Below are 19080 nucleotides of genomic sequence, written 5' to 3' on the forward strand. Positions count from 1 at the left end.
CTTCTGGAACGTACTCAGCCTGGTGATCGATTAAGTTCAAGATTGGCTATGGTTATGTTTTTGATCACTGATGTACCTAGAACTAATAAAAATTGGGCGGAATAATAAAGGTACATCACTAAAATGGAGATCAATCGATCATTTGCAAAAATAAATTGGTTCACTGCAAAAGCTAGATCGGAAAAGAGGAATAAAAAGGCTCCGAGACTGACTATCGAGGTGTGTTGCTTTACATGCAAAGCACAAAATATCATAGGGATTAGCCAGCACGTATAGACAATGACCGGTACTTTCATTTCTCCCAAATAGGGATAAATGGTGTAAAAACCGATGGTTAGAAAGATTAGGATGGCAAGGAAGGTGGGTAAACGTTTATGTTGAAAATCGGCAATTCTTAAAAACAGCAAAATGTAAGCATATTGGGCCAAAATAAATGACAAAATGGCCAGTTGCAAGGCTAGATCGAGAGGCAAAGTGAGGGCGATATCGCCAAGTAAGGAGAAGCTGAGTGCCGCAAGCAGTAAACTTTTTACCTCTGGATTATGATTTTTTAAGCTAAATAGGATGAGAAAGACAATTGGCAGTGGTTTTAAGATGGTTGTTGCTGGATAGTCGATATAGGATAAAGACAGAAGGTAGATGAGCATACTCAATACGGCAAGCGCCAGATTTATTTTTGAATATTGGCTTGACATTATGTTCCTGCTTCTAACCTAAATTACCGTTCAGGTTCCTCATTGTTTCGATGTCGTCGGGAGTTATTACCGCATAAGCCATTGAGTATACACTGCTTGTGCTTTACTTAGTATTTGTTTTTCAGAGGAAATATGTTTTAATATTGCACGCTGTGATTTCTTTGGTGTCTAATTATGAAAAAATTAATCTTTCTTGTTTTTATTTCCCTGCTCATGACAACCGGGCATGCGAGTAAGTTAAGCAAATTTCTCCATAAAATGGACGAAGAAAATAGAGCCCGCGAACAACGTGAATGGCAACAAGACATGAATTTTGGCGACTTTTCATTTCGCTTGGAAAAACGTTACGTGGATGATCGGGGTCAAGAATGCCGTGACTATATTTTTAGAGCCCGAAGCAACCCTTATCGTCATGGCTTTTATACTGTATGTGAGGAGAGATAAAGCCTCCTCAGCCAAGACTAAGTTTCTTAAAAAGGCCAATTGGTTGACTAATCAAACAGGGTTCTATTTTCCTTAAATACCATGTCATATAAACGGAGCAGTTGTTTTTTTGTTACCCGATGGGTGGATAACGGGGGTAATTCATCAAGTCTAAAAAAATCGATCTCGGCAATTTCTAGATTTTCCATTTTTTCTCCAGAAATGATTTCGCAATGAAAAAAGCACTTATACACATGTGGCCATTGAGGGGGGTGAGCGTGTTTGAGCTTATCCCATAATGCAAGTAATCTTAATGGCGAAACATCGAAACCTGATTCCTCCTTTGTTTCTCTCACGACTGCCTCTGAGGGGGATTCATTCACGTCTGCAAAGCCTCCTGGTAAAGTCCATAAACCATCCGAGCGTTCTTTTACCAATAACAATTTGTTGTTTTGGAGAACAAATGAACGCACATCAAGTTTCGGGGTTGCATAGCTTTCCTCTAATGAAAACAGCTGGTTGATTTCCTCATAGGAATGGGTTGAAAAACGACTGGCAAACTCGGCAGCAATTTCACGAAATCGTAAGTACCTTTGGGTATCAAATTCACTACTGGAATAAGCAAGCCCATTTTGAGCGAGGGCTTGAATTTCTGAAATCAGTTTAAGCCAGTAAGTATCTTCTTGACTCATGATTGTCTTACCCCAGATTTAATCTCATTTTTATTTGCTTTAGTAATTAAGAAATCAAGAATCTTAAGTAACCTTTCTTGCCCTTTAGCCATTTGCAAATCGGTTTTATATTGATTGGCAATAACAAAAGCAGGTACCCCATTAACACGGTAGCGAGCCATTAACGCTGTGCCTTCATTGATTTGCATATCGATTGTCGTTGAGTTCTCAAAAGCACTTTTTGCTGTAGTCGGGTCTACGCCTTGAGCAGTGAAAAAATCGACCATCGCTTGATTAGAATTCATTGAATTGTCTTTCTCTTGGATCGTTTTAAATAAAAGAGGATTGAGTTTACTTTCTAAATTTAGGAGATGGGCGGTGTAGTACGCTTTAGCATAATAAGCCCAATCTTTATGAAATATTACAGGAACGCGTGAAAATTGAATGGTCTCGCCTTTCTGTTTTACCCAACTTTCAAGCGCTGGTTCGATTCGGTAACACCAGGGGCAACCGTAACTAAAAAACTCAGTGACAGGAGTCTTATGATTACTGGGAGCCGGTGTCTCATTCACCCCACTAATTAACTCGTAATCTTTGCCAGCAACAAACTCTTCGGCAAAGCCCAATAAAGGTAGGAATAAAAAAATAATAGATATCACCTGTTTCAACATCATTTTGTCTCTCTTTTTAATTTAAATACTTCCAACCAGGAATATAATTAAGTCCTGATGCTAACTCGGCAAAACTCTGGGTTCTCCGTTTTGGGTTTAACCACGCGGCCGTATTAATGTAAGCCTTGAATGTAATAAGCCACTGCTTCCATATCTTCCTTACTCATGCGTTCACTGATATCACGCATAATGGAATTTAAGTCATTTGTTCGTTTCCTGTCTTTAAATGCCTGTAATTGCTGAATAGTATATTCAGCATGCTGCCCAGTTAACACAGGGAACCCTGCTTGTGCATTTCCGGTACCTTTAGGACCGTGGCAGGCAATACAGGCTGTGATGTGTTTAGAAAAATCACCACCCCGATACAAGAGTTCACCCCGTTTCAAAAATTTTTCTGGCGTTTCCCCTTCTGCGATCGATTGATTAGAATAATAATTTGCTAATTCAACGATATCTTGATCGCTTAAATCGGTTAATACTGCCGCCATTGTTGCAGCATTGCGCGTAGTACCTTTTTTAAAATCATGCATCTGCTTGATAAGATAGCTCGCATGCTGCCCTGCGAGATTAGGCCATTGTGGATTACTGCTCACACCTTGCGGCCCATGGCAGGCTGCACATACAGCTGATTTTAGCGCTTCTGCTTCTAGTGTATCAGCGATACAAGTTAAAACTGTGCCGAGCAAAAAAATGGCACACAAGATTTTTTTCATTCTCTTCCCGCGGTTTTATCTGATTTAATGGTACACTGCTTGTGTAAAAATCCCAAAATGAATTTAAAGTAAATGTTAATAAATCCTTATACTCGAGCTGTATTCTTGAAAAGTGCTGCGCGCGTTAGTCAATTACCTCCCGATGAAGGTTTTGAAGTGGCTTTTGCAGGGCGTTCGAATGCTGGAAAATCAAGTGCATTGAATTGCTTAACAGGGATTAAGCAATTGGCTCGCACCAGTAAAACACCTGGCCGAACACAGCTCATCAATCTATTTGGTATTGATGAGTCCCGTCGCCTTGTTGATTTGCCTGGTTATGGCTACGCGAAAGTTGCCCAGCACATAAAAGAAGATTGGCAGCAAAATTTAGCGCATTATTTGGAAGTGAGGCAATGCCTGCGGGGTTTAATCTTGTTGATGGATTGCCGCCATCCTTTGAAAGAACTCGATCAAATGATGGTTGATTGGGCGATCAGGAGACAATTGCCGGTGCATATTCTTCTCACAAAGTCGGATAAATTGAGCCGTGGCGAGACGAAAAGTACGGTACTGAAAGTAAAGCAGTTTTACCAATCCATGGGTGGTCTGATTACTGTGCAAAGTTTCTCATCCTTGAAAAAAGAAGGCATTGACGGGTTGATTAGTAAGCTAAATGAGTGGTTTGCCTTAACACTTGACAGCTAGTTTAAATTCATCAGCCAATCGATCCGCTATCCGGGTTGTTTCAGGTATACGGTATTTGGGTGATAATCTTAAAATCCACTCGCGCGCTGCGGCTAAAGTAATTTTGTGGCCAACTGAGATGTAAACAGGATTAACTTGCGTGCGGGTTCGTAAAACGCAACCGATGATATTTTCCTTATTATCATAAAGATAGGAAAAATCACCTCGGTTTTTGCCAGGCTGTTCGTGACGTCCATAAAGTTTTGTTTTCCCACAACCGATAGTTGGGGTGTCATAAGTTAACCCCAAATGGCAAGCTAAACCGAAACGCCTAGGATGAGCCATACCTTGCCCATCGCAAACGATCAGATCCGGTTTGATGGCCAATTGATTAATCGCTTTAACGAGAGAGGGAAGTTCTCTAAAAGAGAGGAAACCTGAGCGATAGGGAACTTCGATTGCACTCATTGCTTTTTTGACTTCAAGAATAGCAAGAGATTCTGCATCGAGAACCACCGCGATTGCAAATGCCCGGTTGCTTTCTAAGTCGTAAGCTATATCAAGTCCGGCAACCGTTTTTATGCGTTGTTTAATTTCTTCCGTGCGAATTAGATTGGCCCATTCATTCTGATAGTGAATTGCTTGTTGGGTATTAAATTGGTTATCAGTAACCAAATTAGGGGGATTTATAAAATTCATATGTTTTGAATTATCGAGAATATTAGGCAAGTTGCCTAGGTTTAAGAATCTTCGCCCCAGCGGCGAACAAGGCCGAGATCAAGATCAAGTAAATCTAAAATTCTGCCCACCGTATGATTAATTATATCATCTATGGTTTGAGGATGGTTATAAAATGCCGGAACCGGAGGAGCAATGATTGCCCCCATTTCAGTGACTGCGAGCATGTTTTTTAAATGGCCGAGATGAAGCGGTGATTCTCTAACCATTAAAATGAGGCGTTTCCTTTCTTTTAATATGACATCTGCTGCACGGGTTAATAACGTATCCGAATTACCAGAAGCAATATTGCCTAAGGTTCGCATCGAACAAGGGGCGATGATCATCCCTAATGTTTGATAGGAGCCGCTTGAGAGGCAGGCAGCAATATCGTTAATATTGTAGTGCTTATCAGCCAAATGATTAAGCTGTGACGCTGAAAGAGTTGTTTCAAAAGCGCGCGTTTGTTGGGCAGCTTTAGATACGATTAAATGCGTTTCAACCTCGCATTCTTTTAAGCATTCCAGTAGGCGAATCCCGTATATGATGCCAGAGGCACCGCTGATGCCAATAATAATACGGGGTTTTCTCTGAATTGCCACTGTGTACTAATCCTCTAATTTAGATGGCGTCATTTTATTCTCTGCAATTAATTTATCAACTGCTTGTGGATTAGCTAGGGTAGATAAGTCCCCAAGCTCGCTAAGTTGAATATCCTCATTCTCAGCGATTTTACGCAAAACCCGCCGCATGATTTTACCTGAACGCGTTTTAGGTAAATCAGTCACACATTGAATGACATCAGGTTTGGCGATGCTTCCAATGGTTGTTTTGACGATATCGATTAATTCCTCTTCCAAACGCGGATTTGGGCTACTTTCGGCCTTCAAACTAACAAAGGCATGAATTCCTTGCCCTTTCAGCGCATGAGGGATCCCAACAACAGCTGCTTCAGCAACTTGAGGATGAAGAATGAGTGCACTTTCAATTTCTGCCGTTCCTAAGCGATGTCCTGAAACGTTGATGACATCATCAATACGGCCAGTAATCCAGTAGTCACCATCCTGATCTCGGCGTGCGCCATCACCAGTTATGTAGTATCCATTGATTAAATAGGTTGCCCGATAACGTTGATGATCGCCGGCCACGGTTCTTGCCATTGATGGCCAAGGGTATTTAATCGCTAGTGCGCCTTCTCCTGCCCCTTTTATTTCATTACCTTGCCCATCGAGAAGCACTGGATAAATGCCAGGCAATGGTTTGCTGGCAGCTCCCGGTTTAGCAAATTCTAAATTTTCCTGTGGACAAATCATGATGGCGCCTGTTTCAGTTTGCCACCAAGTATCAACAATAGGGCTGCGGTTTAAACCAACTTGATCATGATACCATTGCCACACTTCAGGATTAATTGGCTCACCTACTGTGCCTAGCAGGCGCAGCGATTTACGGGAAGTGGTTGCTAACCAATCATCCCCTTCGCGTTTGAGGGCGCGAATTGCGGTTGGTGCTGTGTAGAAAACACTTACTTCGTGTTTATCGATAACTTTCCAACAGCGTGATGGATTTGGCCAGGTTGGAATGCCAGCAAACATTAAAGTCGTAATTCCATTGCATAAAGGGCCATAAACAACATAACTGTGGCCAGTTATCCAGCCAATATCAGCAGTACACCAAAATACCTCATCCCCAGTGCAGCGAAAAATATGGTCATGGCTAAAAGCAACTTGAACTAAATAGCCCCCCGTGGTGTGTACAAGCCCCTTCGGTTGGCCAGTACTGCCTGAAGTGTAGAGCACAAAAAAGGGATCTTCTGCATCCATCGGTTCAGGCGGGCAATCTGGGCTAGCTTGATCTTTTATTTCGTGCCACCAATAATCGGACTTGGGATCGAAAGGGGTAAAAGTATCGCTATTTTTCACCACTAAACAATGTATATTCAAGTTCTTGCACGCTTCATCCGCTTGTGGCTTGAGTGAAAAAAACTTACCGCCACGATGATAGCCATCCGCAGTAATCAGCAGTTTGCAAGCCGCAGCCTCCAGGCGTTGTCGCAAAGCCTTAGCGGAAAAACCAGCAAAAACCACTGTATGTACAGCGCCAATACGTGCGCAAGCAAGCATGGCAATTGCCGCCTCTGGAATCATAGGCAGATAAATACCAACACGATCCCCCTTACGAATCCCGAGCGACTTTAAGCCATTAGCGATGCGACAAACTTCTTGGTGTAGTTCTGCAAAAGTCAGCTGCGTTTGCTGATTTTCTTCATCACCTTCCCACAGAATGGCTGGATGGTTAGCTTTATGGGGAAGATGCTTATCAATGCAATTGACACTGACATTGAGCTTACCCTCACTAAACCATCGAACGTCAGCTGTTGCTAAACTTCCCCGCAAAACGGTTTTCCAGGGTTTAAACCAACTGACATATTGTGCTGCGATCTTAGCCCAGAATTGTTCTATTGCTTCAGGATTAATTTCTTGAGCAAATCTTTCCCTGTTCATACTCTACCTATTCATTAGCAATGGCTTTAATAATGGCTGAAAAATCCAATTGGCCTTGTCCCGCTTCGTTAAATTGACGGTAGGTGGCTGTGGCTAGCGCACCCATGGGGGTTTCAATGCCAGCCGCGGCAGCGGAATTTTGACTTAAATTTAGATCTTTTAGCATCATGGCTGATGTAAACCCTGGCTGATAATTGTTATTGGCAGGGACATTAGGAAGAATCCCGGGTACTGGTACATATTTACTAATAGCCCAGCATTGGCCCGATGAGCTATTAACTACCTCAAATAAACTTTTCTCTGATAATCCAAGGTGTTTAGCTAAAACAAATGCTTCTGAAATAGCAATCATCGAGATTCCCAAAATCATGTTATTGCAAATTTTTGCCGCTTGTCCGCTTCCTGCTGCACCGGTATGGATGATTGTTTTGCCTATCGCGGAAAGAATTGGTTTGGCTTGAGCAAACGCTTGTTCTTCTCCACCGACCATAAAAGTCAACGTAGCTGCTTGGGCACCGGCGACACCTCCAGAAACTGGTGCATCCACGACCAAAAGATCCTTCATGGCTGCTTGCCGATGTAATTCTCTACTGGTTGTTACATCGATGGAAGAACAATCGATATATAAGCTATTGGCCGCAGCATTGGCAAATAGGCCGTTGTCATTTAAACAAACTTGACTGACTTGCTCTCCTGTTTGCAGCATCGTAATGATGACATCTTGATTTTTTGCAGCATCTGCCAAACTTAAAGCCTTTATACCGCCTGAGTTGGTAAAGGAATCAACGGCTTCTTTTTGTAAATCGAAACCAGTAACTTGGTATCCTGCTTTCACTAAATTAATAGCCATAGGCAAGCCCATGTGTCCAAGGCCTACGAACCCTATGCGCACCATCCTTGCTCTCCTTATCTGGATTCTGATTTATTCGTGAGTTGGCATAGCAAAAGCACCTTTACTTAAATCAGTAACAGGCCATTTGCTGGTTATTGTCTTACGCTTTGTGTAAAAGTTGATGCTTTCTGAACCATGCATATTGGTATCGCCAAAAGCGGAATTTTTCCAACCGCCAAATGGATGGCTGGCAATCGGCACTGGAATTGGGATATTCACCCCCACCATTCCAACCTGGACGCGCTGAGTGTATTCACGGGCACTATAACCGTCACGCGTAAAAATAGCGGTGCCATTACCATACTGATGGCGATTGACTAAACTTAAGGCTTCATCAAAACTGCTAACGCGAAGTACAACTAACACCGGACCAAAAATCTCGTTTTGATAGATCGACATGGGTTCGGTGACCTGATCAAATAAGGTTGGCCCAACAAAGTAGCCTTGGGGATATTTTGGATGCTTAAAAGACCGCCCATCCACTACTAATTTAGCACCCTCGGCTTCTCCCTTGTCGATTGCAGCGAGAACCCGCTCTCGATGGGGGCGGCTAATTAAGGGACCCATATCACTGCCAGGGACATCTCCAGCATCAACACGGATGGCTTTTACAAGAGGAGTTAATTTTTCTAATAACTTCTCGGCTGTTTGTTCGCCTACTGCCACAACAGCGGAAATGGCCATACAACGTTCACCTGCAGAACCAAAAGCGGCGCCAACAATTGCATTGGCGGCTTGATCTAAATCCGCATCAGGCATCACGACACAATGATTTTTTGCACCGCCAAAAGTGTGTGCCCGTTTTCCATGTGCAGTAGCACTGGTGTAAATTGCCTTAGCAACAGGAGTTGAGGCAACAGCTGTAAACGCACTGATATCGGGATGAGTTAATAAATACTCGACAGTTGCTTTATCACCCTGCACGCAATTCGCAACCCCGGCAGGCAGCCCTGCTTCGGTGAGTAATTCAAGCAAGCGGATGGGTGCTGAGGGATCTTGCTCAGAAGGTTTTAATATAAATGTATTACCGCAGGCCACTGCGGGGATAAGCATCCATACAGGGACCATTACTGGGAAGTTAAATGGGGACACACCCGCGCAGACACCTAAAGGTTGACGGATAGTATGGCAATCGATGTGAGTCGTCACGTCTGCCGAAAAATTGCCTTGCAGTTGGTTCACAAGGCCACAATGAAATTCAACGACTTCAATTCCACGCGCGACAGATCCTTTGGCGTCTTCTAATGTTTTACCGTGCTCTCTAGTGATAAGTTGCGCCAAATCAGATTGGTATTTTTCTAAAAGTTCCCTGAATTTAAATAGGATACGTGCCCGCTTAATTGGTGCTGTGGCAGACCAGGAGGGGAAGGCCGCTTTAGCGGCAGCAACAGCTTTATCACAAATTGCCTTATCTGCGAAAAAAACCTGTCCAATTGCTTCGCCAAGTGCCGGATTGTATATCGTATGTGGATTTGCAGTGGAAATGGTAAGTTTTTCGCCTCCAATATAATGCGGAACTACATAACCCATTCTATACTCCTTTATTCCCTAGTTAATGTTTAGTCGAGAAATGCGGTAATAGTGGCTTCGTATTGCCTTTTATCTTCGCCTATTTGAGAGCCACGCGTTTCAATCACTTCAAAATAGCTGTGTTCGCCTGCTTTTTTCAAGGCATTTTGAATCGCTTCGTTAATGCCGGCGTCGGAGTATCCTATATAATCTCCCTTTTTTGTTGTTGCCATCCTTATACCATCCGTAGGAACTTGGGAATTATTAGTGTAGCACGAACCCTTTCTTTTGAAAGGATGGTAGATGAAAATTGAGTAGTATCAAGTGGAATTGTTTCGAAGTAAGATTTATTGAATAATAAATCACCTATGAAGGCAAGGAATGTGGTCATGGCAAAGAAAAAAATAATCCGTATTGCTGAACGAATTCAGATTACCGAAGCATTAATCGAAAGTTTAAAAAACATTTTTGGCGACAATATTGCGGTAGAGCGCTGCAGTGATGAGCCCAACTTGCAACAAATATACAGGAGGCGGGCCGATATATTGGCTGATGCGTTTAAGTTTATTCTTGATACAGTTCCACTTAAACCTGGTTCAGATGACCAACAGCTTAGAAAGTACCTTACCTGGTGCAAAACGCAGTGTGCTTTTCCTGCCAAGGAGCCAATCGAGGCGTATCAAAAAATGCTTTCACAGTACACAGCACAATTAATTGGCGGCTTACTTGATCATTGCGATCTTGGCGATGAAGTAACGGACGAGGCAGTGGCTACCGAGTTATTAAATAAAGCTGAGCAGTATGTGATCATGCAAAAAGGAGGGCATGATCTCGCCACGCTCATGCAGATGAACATTTATAACCCCAATGACTTCGTATTACTGTGGGATGAACAACTTCCACCTTGTTCTGAGGAAACGCTTGCTGAGTTAGAAACCATCAATGCTAGTTCAGTGCAGACTACACCGGATTGGTTTCGCAGGTTACCGAGTGATCAACAATTGTATTTCCACTCTATTGACAATCAAGATGTCGCGGTTGGTCTAAAATTTCAACTTAATAAGTTTAAGTTAACGGCTTGGCCTGCAATAAAAGCTTTGTATGAAGCGAAAAGGCAGCATTCAGTCGTTTTCCAGCAGTCTCTTCAAGCGATCAAAGAGGATAAGAATTTACCTAGTTGGTACACTTCTTTAGCGCTAGAGCAGCAACGATTCGTAAAAGAAATGGTCTCTGCAGTCGATCTGAGGGAGTTGGCCTCCACAAAGACCCTGCAACAAGATTTAGCTGCTATCGCAAATGGTCATAATTTGCCTGCTTGGTATCATTTATTGCCTCCCGATCAACAGAAACTGCTTAACTCACTTGCATCTCCACAAGGCGTTCCAAGTGCCTTCGAGACCCGGGTCAATGAGCTAGAAAAAACTCTTATCAAAATTGGGTCAGCAGGGTTAGAGCATTTTACGTCGGATATAGAAGGCCTAAGAAAGTTGCCCTATTGGTTTTTAACCTTGGAAGGCTACGAACAGCGGTTTTTAAAAGAAAGTTTGCGAAGGGCAACCACAAAGCCAAAAGGTAGAGTGGTTGATGCGGTTGCCTTTATACCGAGTCGTTTGTGCACGATTCCTGGGGTACGTAATTTCCGTCGGTTTCGCTCTTTCATTCTCGATGCGGATGGAAAAATTCTTGAAGAGCATGAACCTAGGTACTGTTCTAGCCATCTAGTGCCTCGCGATGAGTTGAAGAAACCACGTCAGGTTTTGGATGTGCACACGCATCGTAATATGGAAACAATACTTAAATACGGCGATATGTTTTTGTTTCAGACGTTAATTAGCCCTGAATTTTTCGTTGCACCTGATTATGAGCTTGAGCAGGAACGCCAACGTGTTGTGGCTTGGGTAGCAGAAACTAAAAAAGCAACCATTTACCCAACGAATCATCCTTATAATTGTGCAAAATACATTGATTACACCAGTTCGAGTAATCCAGAGTGCCTTGCCATTTGGCGACTTGCGGAGTCGTTTGCCCTATTGGATGGGTTACCTGAGTTAGAGAACCCTCAAGACTGGGATGTGCCGAAAATAGAAAAATTAATGGAGGAAGCGTTTACTGAATCCCAGCACGTGGTGAGTGCTGATGAGACACAGATAAAAGGGAAATTGATTGCCTTTTTTCACGCGAACGCTGAACAATTGAGGCGCTGGCCGAATTGGCGGCAGGCTTGTATCAATCACTTATACATGACTAGCCGAAAGGAAACTAACGAGAAAGAATATTTCGCATATAGAGAAAATTTGGCTGATGTGGCCCATCTTGCTGCAGACTATAAAGCCTTATTAAACTCTGGATATGGTACCGCTACTTTCCTGGATTACAATGGAAGAGAGTTGTTCTTAAGCACCTATGAGCATTTGTTGAGTATTAAAACAGGGGTAAAAAGCTATGGATCTTGCGTAAGCGGTAAAGACAGAAAATGGATCGAAATATGCCACACCCTTGCAGCAATCCTCTATCGTTCAACCTATGGAAAATGGCCAAGTTATTTTGATAAAGGCAAAGATAGGGAAAATTTTGTTAAAATTGCGGCAGAGATTTTTGTTTGGGGGCATGGTTATGCCGGCGCGGATAAAAGTGCGAATGGTTGTCCAGGAACAAAAACACCAGAATCTTATTGGCCAGCCGATATTGCCGAAGAAATTAAAAAAAGGTTAAAAGATCCTCGTGCTTTGGAGATAAGTGATATTTTGGCCTCGAATAATGAGGTTTCTGCGATTGTCAATGAAGCTTATTTGCTTAAGCCAGGCTTCTCAAATTTTATCATGCAAGTCTTAAAATTATCGGATGAAAGTCAGCTCGCATTACTTAGCCGCTTAAATGCGATACTGCAAGAGAAGAAATTCTGGCAACATAATTTGCCTTATTGGAAGAGTTTTTTTAAATCAGGACCAGAGGGAATTGGGCAAATTCAAACGCATATTGCGCCTCGGAGTGACAGCGAGAATGCAAAGCGGGCCCTTATTTTAGCGGAAATCTTTTCAGATATTACGAAGCGCCCCAAAGTAAGCGACAGTAGGAGCCTTGCTACCCAAACGGTTTATGATTGTATCTGGAAGTTAAATGAGGCTATAGACCCGGAAGCCCTTATGGAAGAGACTCTTAAGACACTGGATCGAATTAAAATTGAGGCTTACGAGTTCAATGCAAATAATATAAAGATAAGTATATCGTGATGAGTCAGTTGAGTCGTTTGACCCAAGATTCGGATCTTAATTGTAATCTATGTCGGGTCAAACGATTTAATCTACTCAGAAATCCAATACATTTTCTAGTCCATAATAAAGCTGGTTAAGCGCTAATACTCGCTGGCATGCAATAACAATCCCAGGCATAAAAGAGGCCCTATCGATGCTATTGTGGGTGATGGTCAGGGTTTCGCCAAGCGAGCCAAAAATAACTTCTTGCTTGGCAATCACACCAGGTAGACGAAGCGAATGGATGTTAATGCCATGATGCGTGCCTCCTCTCGAGCCCGGCAGAAGTTCATGCAAAGCGAGCTCGTTTTTTTTAGACGTTCTTGACTTGGCTATCATTTCGGCTGTTTTCATTGCAGTGCCTGAAGGTGCATCTAATTTTTGTTGATGATGCGCTTCTATGATTTCGACTTCCGGCAAAAGGCGTGCCGCTTGAGCGGCAAAACGCATCATTAAAATTGCACTAATTGAAAAATTCGGTGCAATTATTCCTCCTAATTTCTTCGTTGCGCACTTGTCTTTAAGGATTTCAATTTGCTCATCCACCAGACCACTGGTTCCTATAACTGGATGTGCACCACTCTCAATGATTGCCAAGCTGTTATCAAAGACACAATCTGCGCGGGTAAGATCAATCACAATTTCTGCTTTGGTATCAAATATGGAGCGGCGTAAATCATCTTGCTTACTTAAACCTCCTACGAATTCAAAGTCGGGATGATTTTGAATGGTCTGGCAAGCAAGCGCACCCATTTTGCCTTTTGCACCATTTACAATAACTCGCGTTTGCATGCTTTCTCCAATTAGAAGTGCCGATTATTCTGTTCCCTTTTTAATTTCTGTTTGAACCTCTTCTGCCGTAGCTTCCTCTTGGGCTTCTGCTTTTGCCCTTTTTCTTGCTTCTTTTGCAGCTTGCTTTATTTTTCTTTTTTCAGCTAATTCGAGTTTACGAGTTTCACGAACAGTGCGCCATGCCCATACAGTTGCAGGAAGCCAACCAATGACTGAGGCTTGTAGAATCAAGGCTACTAACGCGCCTCCTGGGTTATCTTCTATTAATAAGGCTAGCCACGGGAAAAAGATTGCTAGAAAGCCCATGAAGAAACTCTTGATCATCTGCTAATTACCCTCTCAGATTAACCTAACTAAAGTATACACTGATTAATTTTAAATTTGCGAACCGCGGTCACGTTCTTAACTTTTTTTTGCTGAGGATGACTGTCAATAAACCCTTAATTACGCAGGGTGGAGGGCTTGCAAATCAAGGGTAAACGCTGTACATTGTATGCGCATTTTAAATGGAAACTTTTTCCAATATAGCAATCTACATCCCCGCACACTTCCTGAATAATCCTTTAAGCGGTGTTGTCTTTGCTATTGACGTTTAGTAGAGGGTTATCTAATAAGGTCTAATAAGGGTAGTAGAAGAATGAGAAGACAAGAGCTTCATCCGCGGACAGCTGTAATTAATAAAACACAAAAAAATAAATCAAAGAAAGCTCGTAATGAAGCTTTATCATGGCTAGCAGTTACTTTTCCGCAAGTATTTGATAATAGTTTACGAATTCGACCGCTCAAAACAGGAATTATGCATGATATCTTAGCTTACGCAGATAAAGCACAAGAAGCAGGGATATCGAAGAGCAAGCTTCGTGAGGCAGTAGTTCTATTTACCCGTCGCATTGATTATTTAACCTGCCTTAAAGCGCGTGAAATGCGAATTGATTTAGATGGTAATCCTGTTGCCATGGTGACTGAAGAAGAAGCGGAGAGGGCGGCGGTTAAAATTAAAAAACGAGTTGAGAAAAGTGCACGTAATGCACGCAAAAATCTGCTCAGTAAGGTGCCAAACCAATCCAGTAGGTTAAGCCAACCGGGTTTTCAACCAAGCCAAGAAATTATCCCCCCTTTTCCAGAGCGCGCTCCTGCTTACAGCATGCAAAATGCTTCTGTGCAAACGACGCGTTCCCCTTCCGTGATTGTAAAACATAAGAGTGCTCGGCAATTTGATCCTAATGCAGTTGCACGGCTGAAAGAGAAGTTAGGCTTATCTCGCAAGACAGAAATAGAGAAAGAAAACATTGAGTAGATTAGGTATTGGGCCAAGATACTCAGGCAGCTCTTGGGTAGTTAGGCCCCCGCGCCAATGGGGGCGCTATCGTGATGCGCTGCCAAATAAGTTCATGATACTTTCTGGCAAAGGAATGGAGCAGTTCTTCTGATAGTCTACCCAAACCACTTTGCTGGTACCTTGGGTCATTAATTCCTCGCCTTGATAAATATCATGATCAATGATGATGCTAGAGCGGCCAGGGCTGTGTAAGGTGCTGGTTAACCTTAGCGTGGCTGGATAGACAATGGGCTTTAAAAAAGTGCAGGCGACGTGGATCACCACCGGCCCTGTCCCTTGTTTCATGTCTAATTTGAGGCTCTCTAACCATTCAATGCGCGCTTGCTGAAAATAATCGAAGTAGCGGCCATTATTGACATGACCTAAGGCATCCATATCACCCCATTCAATCGAAAACACTTTTTGGTGGATGGCTAATTTTTGATTCGTCATGATAAATCCATTGGATCAATGTCCACATTCCAGCGAACAGCGTTGTTTAATTTGTTCATTGTTAACCAGGCTCTTAGCTTCGTCAATGCATTATGCAGAATTTTGCGTGACGGGGATTTGATTAATAACTGCATTCGATGTTGTTTGGCCTTGCGCGCTAAAGGTGCAGGTGCTGGACCTAGGACTCTGATGCCGGCTGTCTCTAATTGTTCTTTTGCGGTATGTAAAAAATGAAGTACTTCAGAAGGAATCTTATCTTGGGCACGAATGACAGCAAGGTAGTGGTAGGGAGGCAATTCAGCGTGTTGCCGCATCACGAGCAACGCTTTGGCAAAAACTTCATAGCCCTGCTGAATAAGCAGATTAAGTAATGGGTGTTGTGGAATGTGGGTTTGGATAAGCACTTGGCCTGCAAATTGCGCTCGTCCTGCCCGTCCAGAAACCTGGGTTAAAAGTTGCCCTAGCCGCTCTAAAGCACGAAAATCTTGATTATAAAAACCAGCATCAGTATCAAGAACAACCACTAAAGTTAAACGGGGAAAATGATGGCCCTTCGCTAGCATTTGCGTCCCAACAATTAACTGGGCTTCGCCTTTATTGATACGTTCAAGCTGAGTATTCAGTTCGTTTTTTTTCCTTACTTCATCGCGATCAATGCGCAGGAGATTGGTATCTGGAAACTGGGTTTGCAGAAACTCGTGGATCCGCTGTGTGCCTGCACCAATAGGGAGTAACTCAGTGCCGCTGCAAGAGCCGCATTGAGTGGGAATTTTTTTTGTCGCACCGCAGTGGTGGCAAATGAGGCGCCCCAATTGACGATGCAAGGTGAGGTGGCTATCACAGGCATGGCAATCAGCCATCCAACCACATTGATGACAAAGTAGTACGGGAGCAAAACCACGTCGGTTTATAAAGACTAGCACTTGATTCCCCTGTGCTAAATGTTCGGCAATCAAAGCCAGACTACCGGGAGCCAGTCCGTTTTGCAGTTGGGTATTACGAATATCGAGAAGGCGAAAGTGCAAGGGCGAGGTGGCGAGTGCCCTTTGCTGAAGGCGTAATAAGGTGTATTTGTTTGATACACAATTATACAAACTTTCAAGGCTAGGTGTAGCTGAGCCTAAAATAATGGGGATTTTAGCTAAATAGGCCCGCATTAATGCGGTATCACGGGCAGAATAGCGCACTCCATCCATTTGTTTCAAAGAGGCGTCGTGTTCTTCATCAATGATGATCAGACCCAATGAAGGCATTGGCGTGAAAACGGCGGTTCGCGTGCCGATGACCAATTTAATCAAGTTATCATTGGCTAACTGCCAAGCGACTTGCCTCTCTGTTTCATTTAAATTCGAATGAATCACCCCCATCGGCTGGTTAAAACGCGCTGTAAATCGCGCGAGTAATTGAGGGGTAAGGCCGATCTCAGGAACTAAAATCAGGACTTGCCTACCCTGCCCTAAGATTTTAGCAATCAGTTGCAAGTAAACTTCGGTTTTACCGCTCCCTGTGACCCCCTGCAACAAGAAGCAGTGATAAGTGTTCATATACTCAGTGAGTTTGTTTAAAGCAGCGGCTTGTTCCTCATTCAGTGCAAGTGGCTGCTCGGTATTTTGGTTGGGGTGGGTGGGGAGGGCAATTTTTTGCGTTACTGAAATGATGTTTAATGCTAATAGGGCTTCGATTTGGGCTTGATTAAATCCTTCTTTTTGCAGTACTGATTTACTCACTGGATTTTGCTGTTGGCTTAAAAACTCAATCAGGGCAAGTTGCTTACGCGCTCTTGCCGATAAAAATTGTTGTGCTGATTCTCGAGGGACAGCAAGCTCATAATAGTTGCAGGTAGGTAATTCCTTTTTCAAACCCTGGCGGTATTTTTTTGGTAAAGCAAGGGGAATGACTTCAGACAATGGCGACTGATAGTAACTGCTTACCCATCGGCACAAAGTAAGTAGATCTTCGCTTAGCAAAGGTTGTTCATCAATGACTGAGGTAATCGATTTGAGGGTGGTATCGTCATCTTCTAAAGTGTGATGGCCTATTACTAAGCCTAATCGAGTCTTAGTGCGGAAGGGAACCCACACTCGGGCACCAGCACAAGGTTTCAGATCATCCGCAACGTAATCAAAATAATCGCGATTAGTGTGCGGAATACAAACTTTATAGCGTATTCTCAACTGCGTTGCCATTCGTGGCTTGCCGATTGGCCCGGCGCTGAAAAGACTTTGACAACCACTTTTTCAATACGATGCCGGTCTAATTCGGTTTTATTTTTAATAAGTTCATTGACAAACCAGCGTGATAATTCTTCAACAGTAATGTTCGTCAACGGCATTAGTGTCACATCTTCTTTTAAAAAGGGGATTTTTTTATGATTAAAAGTGAAATAGTAATACTCCCCATCTTCGGCAAATTCTAAGAAGGGCGAAAATTGCGGCATTAAGAAGGTTTGATTTAAAGATCGACATAAATTATGTATCCGCTCTTTGTAATAACGGTAGTCAAAAGTCATACCATTTTCTTCAACCCATGTGGTGAGCGCCAAATAAACAGCATACATATGGCCGTGTAAAGGTTCTCGCTCGGTAGCTGAGAAAATAGTGGTATGGCCTGCCGAAAATTTCATCGATTCTTTTTGTAATTCCACGGTAGTTAAGTATTTTTTCATCATAAACTCGCTCGTTTATCGTGCAGTTGAAAACCAGTTAATGGAGTTTGTATGTTTTTGGTTAAGGCAATGACCTTGAACAATTCGCCCATTTCGCTAGGTTGAATAAGCTGTTTGACTGCCTGATGGGTTTTTAATCGCTCACGTTCGTTGTTTACATTTTCCAATAAGCTTAACAAACCGTTTGCCAGCAAAAAAGAGGCTTGGTTGCAGTACCCCGCAATATGAAAACCGGCGGTATGGGCGGCTTCAGCGACGTGGGTAAAATCAACATGGGCGGTGATGTCCTGCTCCCCCACGTGAATGAGGGGATTAGGGTGTGCGTGATGACGGTAATGGCACATTAAGGTGCCGGTGTTGCGATCAGGATGATAATATTCATGCCGTGGAAACCCATAGTCGATGAGGAGCACTATCCCCTGGGTTAACAGGCTGTAGCATTGCTTAATCCAATCGTCGAGAAATAAATTGACTTCAGAGAGGTAAGGTATCTGCCCTTTTGGTATATTTTGGATAATGTAAGTGAGTAACCGCTGATTAGTACAGGGTTTAAATACTTCAATTAATTCATCTTGAGCATTAAGGCTAACAAAGCTTTCTTGAATCCCATCTGTTGTTTGCAAAAAACGATGTACTGGCATGGCGTCAAGCACTTCGTTAGCGATAATAACCCCATTGAAAGCCTGTTTAGGCCAGCGGTCAAGCCATATAACGCGGGAAAAAAGGTGGGGAATTTCTTGCTGGATTAATTCAGATTGTCGTTGGCGTAAATCAGGGCTGACTTCAAGAATATAATAAATATCGGGTAAGCAAGTTAAGTATTCGAGCTCGGTTAAAAGATCAACGCATAAGCGGCCTGAACCTGCACCGAATTCAAATAAAGCGGGTGAGTTCAGACTGTCTAGTACCTCCTTGCATTGCCGTGCAAGTGTTTTGCCGAACAAAGGAGTTAATTCCGGTGCAGTTACAAAATCGCCATGGGCGCCAAATTTTTGCAATCCCGCACTATAATAGCCAAAATAGGGTGCATAGAGTGCTTGCTGCATAAATTCCACAAAAGGCATATCGCCTTGTTGTGCTATCTGGGTGCGAAGTAGTTGGAGTAAATTCATCATTGCTTAAAATATCAAGTGTACCGGGAAAAAA

Annotated in this window: 20 protein-coding genes; 4 read left to right on the plus strand and 16 right to left on the minus strand. The window is 43.0% G+C overall.

Annotated features, from left to right (window positions below; genetic code table 11):
• Positions 1-14: 14 nt before the first annotated feature.
• Entirely contained in the window at positions 15-695 is a 681-nt protein-coding gene (locus LMI_RS00585; protein ID WP_045098074.1) for a lysoplasmalogenase, read from the minus strand.
• A 174-nt stretch (positions 696-869) separates the two neighbouring features.
• Here LMI_RS00585 and LMI_RS00590 point away from each other — a divergent pair, with 174 nt between their 5' ends.
• Positions 870-1139: a hypothetical protein gene (locus LMI_RS00590; protein ID WP_045098075.1), complete on the plus strand. Its 270-nt coding sequence runs from the start codon at positions 870-872 to the stop codon at positions 1137-1139.
• 47 nt (positions 1140-1186) lie between these two features.
• Here the strand turns inward: LMI_RS00590 and LMI_RS00595 are convergent, their stop codons facing one another.
• From LMI_RS00595 to LMI_RS00605, 3 genes are all read right to left on the minus strand, one after another.
• A complete protein-coding gene (locus LMI_RS00595) occupies positions 1187-1810 on the minus strand; it encodes an NUDIX hydrolase (RefSeq protein ID WP_045098076.1) in 624 nt (207 codons plus the stop codon).
• Positions 1807-2460 carry a thiol:disulfide interchange protein DsbA/DsbL gene (locus tag LMI_RS00600; RefSeq protein WP_045100472.1) on the minus strand — a complete coding sequence of 218 codons (654 nt, stop codon included), beginning with the start codon at positions 2458-2460 and terminating at the stop codon, positions 1807-1809. Before LMI_RS00600 ends, LMI_RS00595 begins: the two co-directional genes overlap by 4 nt.
• Before the next feature lie 113 nt (positions 2461-2573).
• On the minus strand, positions 2574-3173 hold the full coding sequence (locus LMI_RS00605) for a c-type cytochrome (protein WP_045098077.1): 600 nt from the start codon (positions 3171-3173) through the stop codon (positions 2574-2576).
• Positions 3174-3245: 72 nt separating this feature from the next.
• Here LMI_RS00605 and yihA point away from each other — a divergent pair, with 72 nt between their 5' ends.
• Positions 3246-3857: a ribosome biogenesis GTP-binding protein YihA/YsxC gene (gene yihA, locus LMI_RS00610; RefSeq protein ID WP_045098078.1), complete on the plus strand. Its 612-nt coding sequence runs from the start codon at positions 3246-3248 to the stop codon at positions 3855-3857.
• Here yihA and nfi read toward each other — a convergent pair.
• From nfi to LMI_RS00640, 6 genes are read right to left on the minus strand one after another with little or no spacing between them, the layout of a single operon-like run.
• Entirely contained in the window at positions 3840-4535 is a 696-nt protein-coding gene (nfi, locus tag LMI_RS00615; RefSeq protein WP_045098079.1) for a deoxyribonuclease V, read from the minus strand. The two genes, yihA and nfi, sit on opposite strands and share 18 nt — an antisense overlap.
• 41 nt (positions 4536-4576) lie before the next feature.
• Positions 4577-5155: a UbiX family flavin prenyltransferase gene (locus tag LMI_RS00620; RefSeq protein ID WP_416419569.1), complete on the minus strand. Its 579-nt coding sequence runs from the start codon at positions 5153-5155 to the stop codon at positions 4577-4579.
• Positions 5156-5161: 6 nt separating this feature from the next.
• Positions 5162-7054 (minus strand): acetate--CoA ligase, encoded by a 1893-nt coding sequence (gene acs / locus LMI_RS00625; protein ID WP_045098080.1) that lies wholly within the window; start codon positions 7052-7054, stop codon positions 5162-5164.
• Positions 7055-7061: 7 nt separating this feature from the next.
• A complete protein-coding gene (mmsB, locus tag LMI_RS00630) occupies positions 7062-7949 on the minus strand; it encodes a 3-hydroxyisobutyrate dehydrogenase (protein ID WP_045098081.1) in 888 nt (295 codons plus the stop codon).
• 27 nt (positions 7950-7976) lie between these two features.
• Complete coding sequence (locus LMI_RS00635) at positions 7977-9476, minus strand: CoA-acylating methylmalonate-semialdehyde dehydrogenase (protein WP_045098082.1); 1500 nt, start codon at positions 9474-9476, stop codon at positions 7977-7979.
• A 29-nt stretch (positions 9477-9505) separates the two neighbouring features.
• The gene (locus LMI_RS00640; RefSeq protein WP_045098083.1) at positions 9506-9688 is read right to left on the minus strand and encodes a hypothetical protein; all 183 of its coding nucleotides are present in this window, start codon (positions 9686-9688) and stop codon (positions 9506-9508) included.
• Positions 9689-9844: 156 nt separating this feature from the next.
• Here LMI_RS00640 and LMI_RS00645 point away from each other — a divergent pair, with 156 nt between their 5' ends.
• Positions 9845-12685 carry a hypothetical protein gene (locus LMI_RS00645; RefSeq protein WP_045098084.1) on the plus strand — a complete coding sequence of 947 codons (2841 nt, stop codon included), beginning with the start codon at positions 9845-9847 and terminating at the stop codon, positions 12683-12685.
• Positions 12686-12760: 75 nt separating this feature from the next.
• Here LMI_RS00645 and dapB read toward each other — a convergent pair whose 3' ends face one another.
• Positions 12761-13498 carry a 4-hydroxy-tetrahydrodipicolinate reductase gene (dapB, locus tag LMI_RS00650; protein WP_045098085.1) on the minus strand — a complete coding sequence of 246 codons (738 nt, stop codon included), beginning with the start codon at positions 13496-13498 and terminating at the stop codon, positions 12761-12763.
• Positions 13499-13522: 24 nt separating this feature from the next.
• The gene (locus LMI_RS15780; protein ID WP_064102967.1) at positions 13523-13804 is read right to left on the minus strand and encodes a YqaE/Pmp3 family membrane protein; all 282 of its coding nucleotides are present in this window, start codon (positions 13802-13804) and stop codon (positions 13523-13525) included.
• Positions 13805-14135: 331 nt separating this feature from the next.
• Here LMI_RS15780 and LMI_RS00660 point away from each other — a divergent pair, with 331 nt between their 5' ends.
• Positions 14136-14795 carry a ProQ/FinO family protein gene (locus LMI_RS00660; protein WP_045098087.1) on the plus strand — a complete coding sequence of 220 codons (660 nt, stop codon included), beginning with the start codon at positions 14136-14138 and terminating at the stop codon, positions 14793-14795.
• A gap of 66 nt (positions 14796-14861) precedes the next feature.
• On the opposite strand, the gene LMI_RS00665 is transcribed toward LMI_RS00660, so the two are convergent.
• Genes LMI_RS00665 through LMI_RS00680 form a run of 4 tightly spaced genes read right to left on the minus strand, consistent with a single transcriptional unit; the run spans position 14862 to position 19046 of the window.
• The gene (locus LMI_RS00665; protein ID WP_045098088.1) at positions 14862-15269 is read right to left on the minus strand and encodes an acyl-CoA thioesterase; all 408 of its coding nucleotides are present in this window, start codon (positions 15267-15269) and stop codon (positions 14862-14864) included.
• A complete protein-coding gene (locus LMI_RS00670) occupies positions 15266-17455 on the minus strand; it encodes a primosomal protein N' (protein WP_045098089.1) in 2190 nt (729 codons plus the stop codon). Before LMI_RS00670 ends, LMI_RS00665 begins: the two co-directional genes overlap by 4 nt.
• Positions 17440-17934 carry a 6-pyruvoyl trahydropterin synthase family protein gene (locus LMI_RS00675; protein WP_045100474.1) on the minus strand — a complete coding sequence of 165 codons (495 nt, stop codon included), beginning with the start codon at positions 17932-17934 and terminating at the stop codon, positions 17440-17442. Before LMI_RS00675 ends, LMI_RS00670 begins: the two co-directional genes overlap by 16 nt.
• Positions 17934-19046: a class I SAM-dependent methyltransferase gene (locus tag LMI_RS00680; RefSeq protein ID WP_045100475.1), complete on the minus strand. Its 1113-nt coding sequence runs from the start codon at positions 19044-19046 to the stop codon at positions 17934-17936. Before LMI_RS00680 ends, LMI_RS00675 begins: the two co-directional genes overlap by 1 nt.
• Positions 19047-19080: the final 34 nt, after the last annotated feature.

Source organism: Legionella micdadei (assembly GCF_000953635.1).
Classification (GTDB): Bacteria; Pseudomonadota; Gammaproteobacteria; order Legionellales; family Legionellaceae; genus Tatlockia; species Tatlockia micdadei.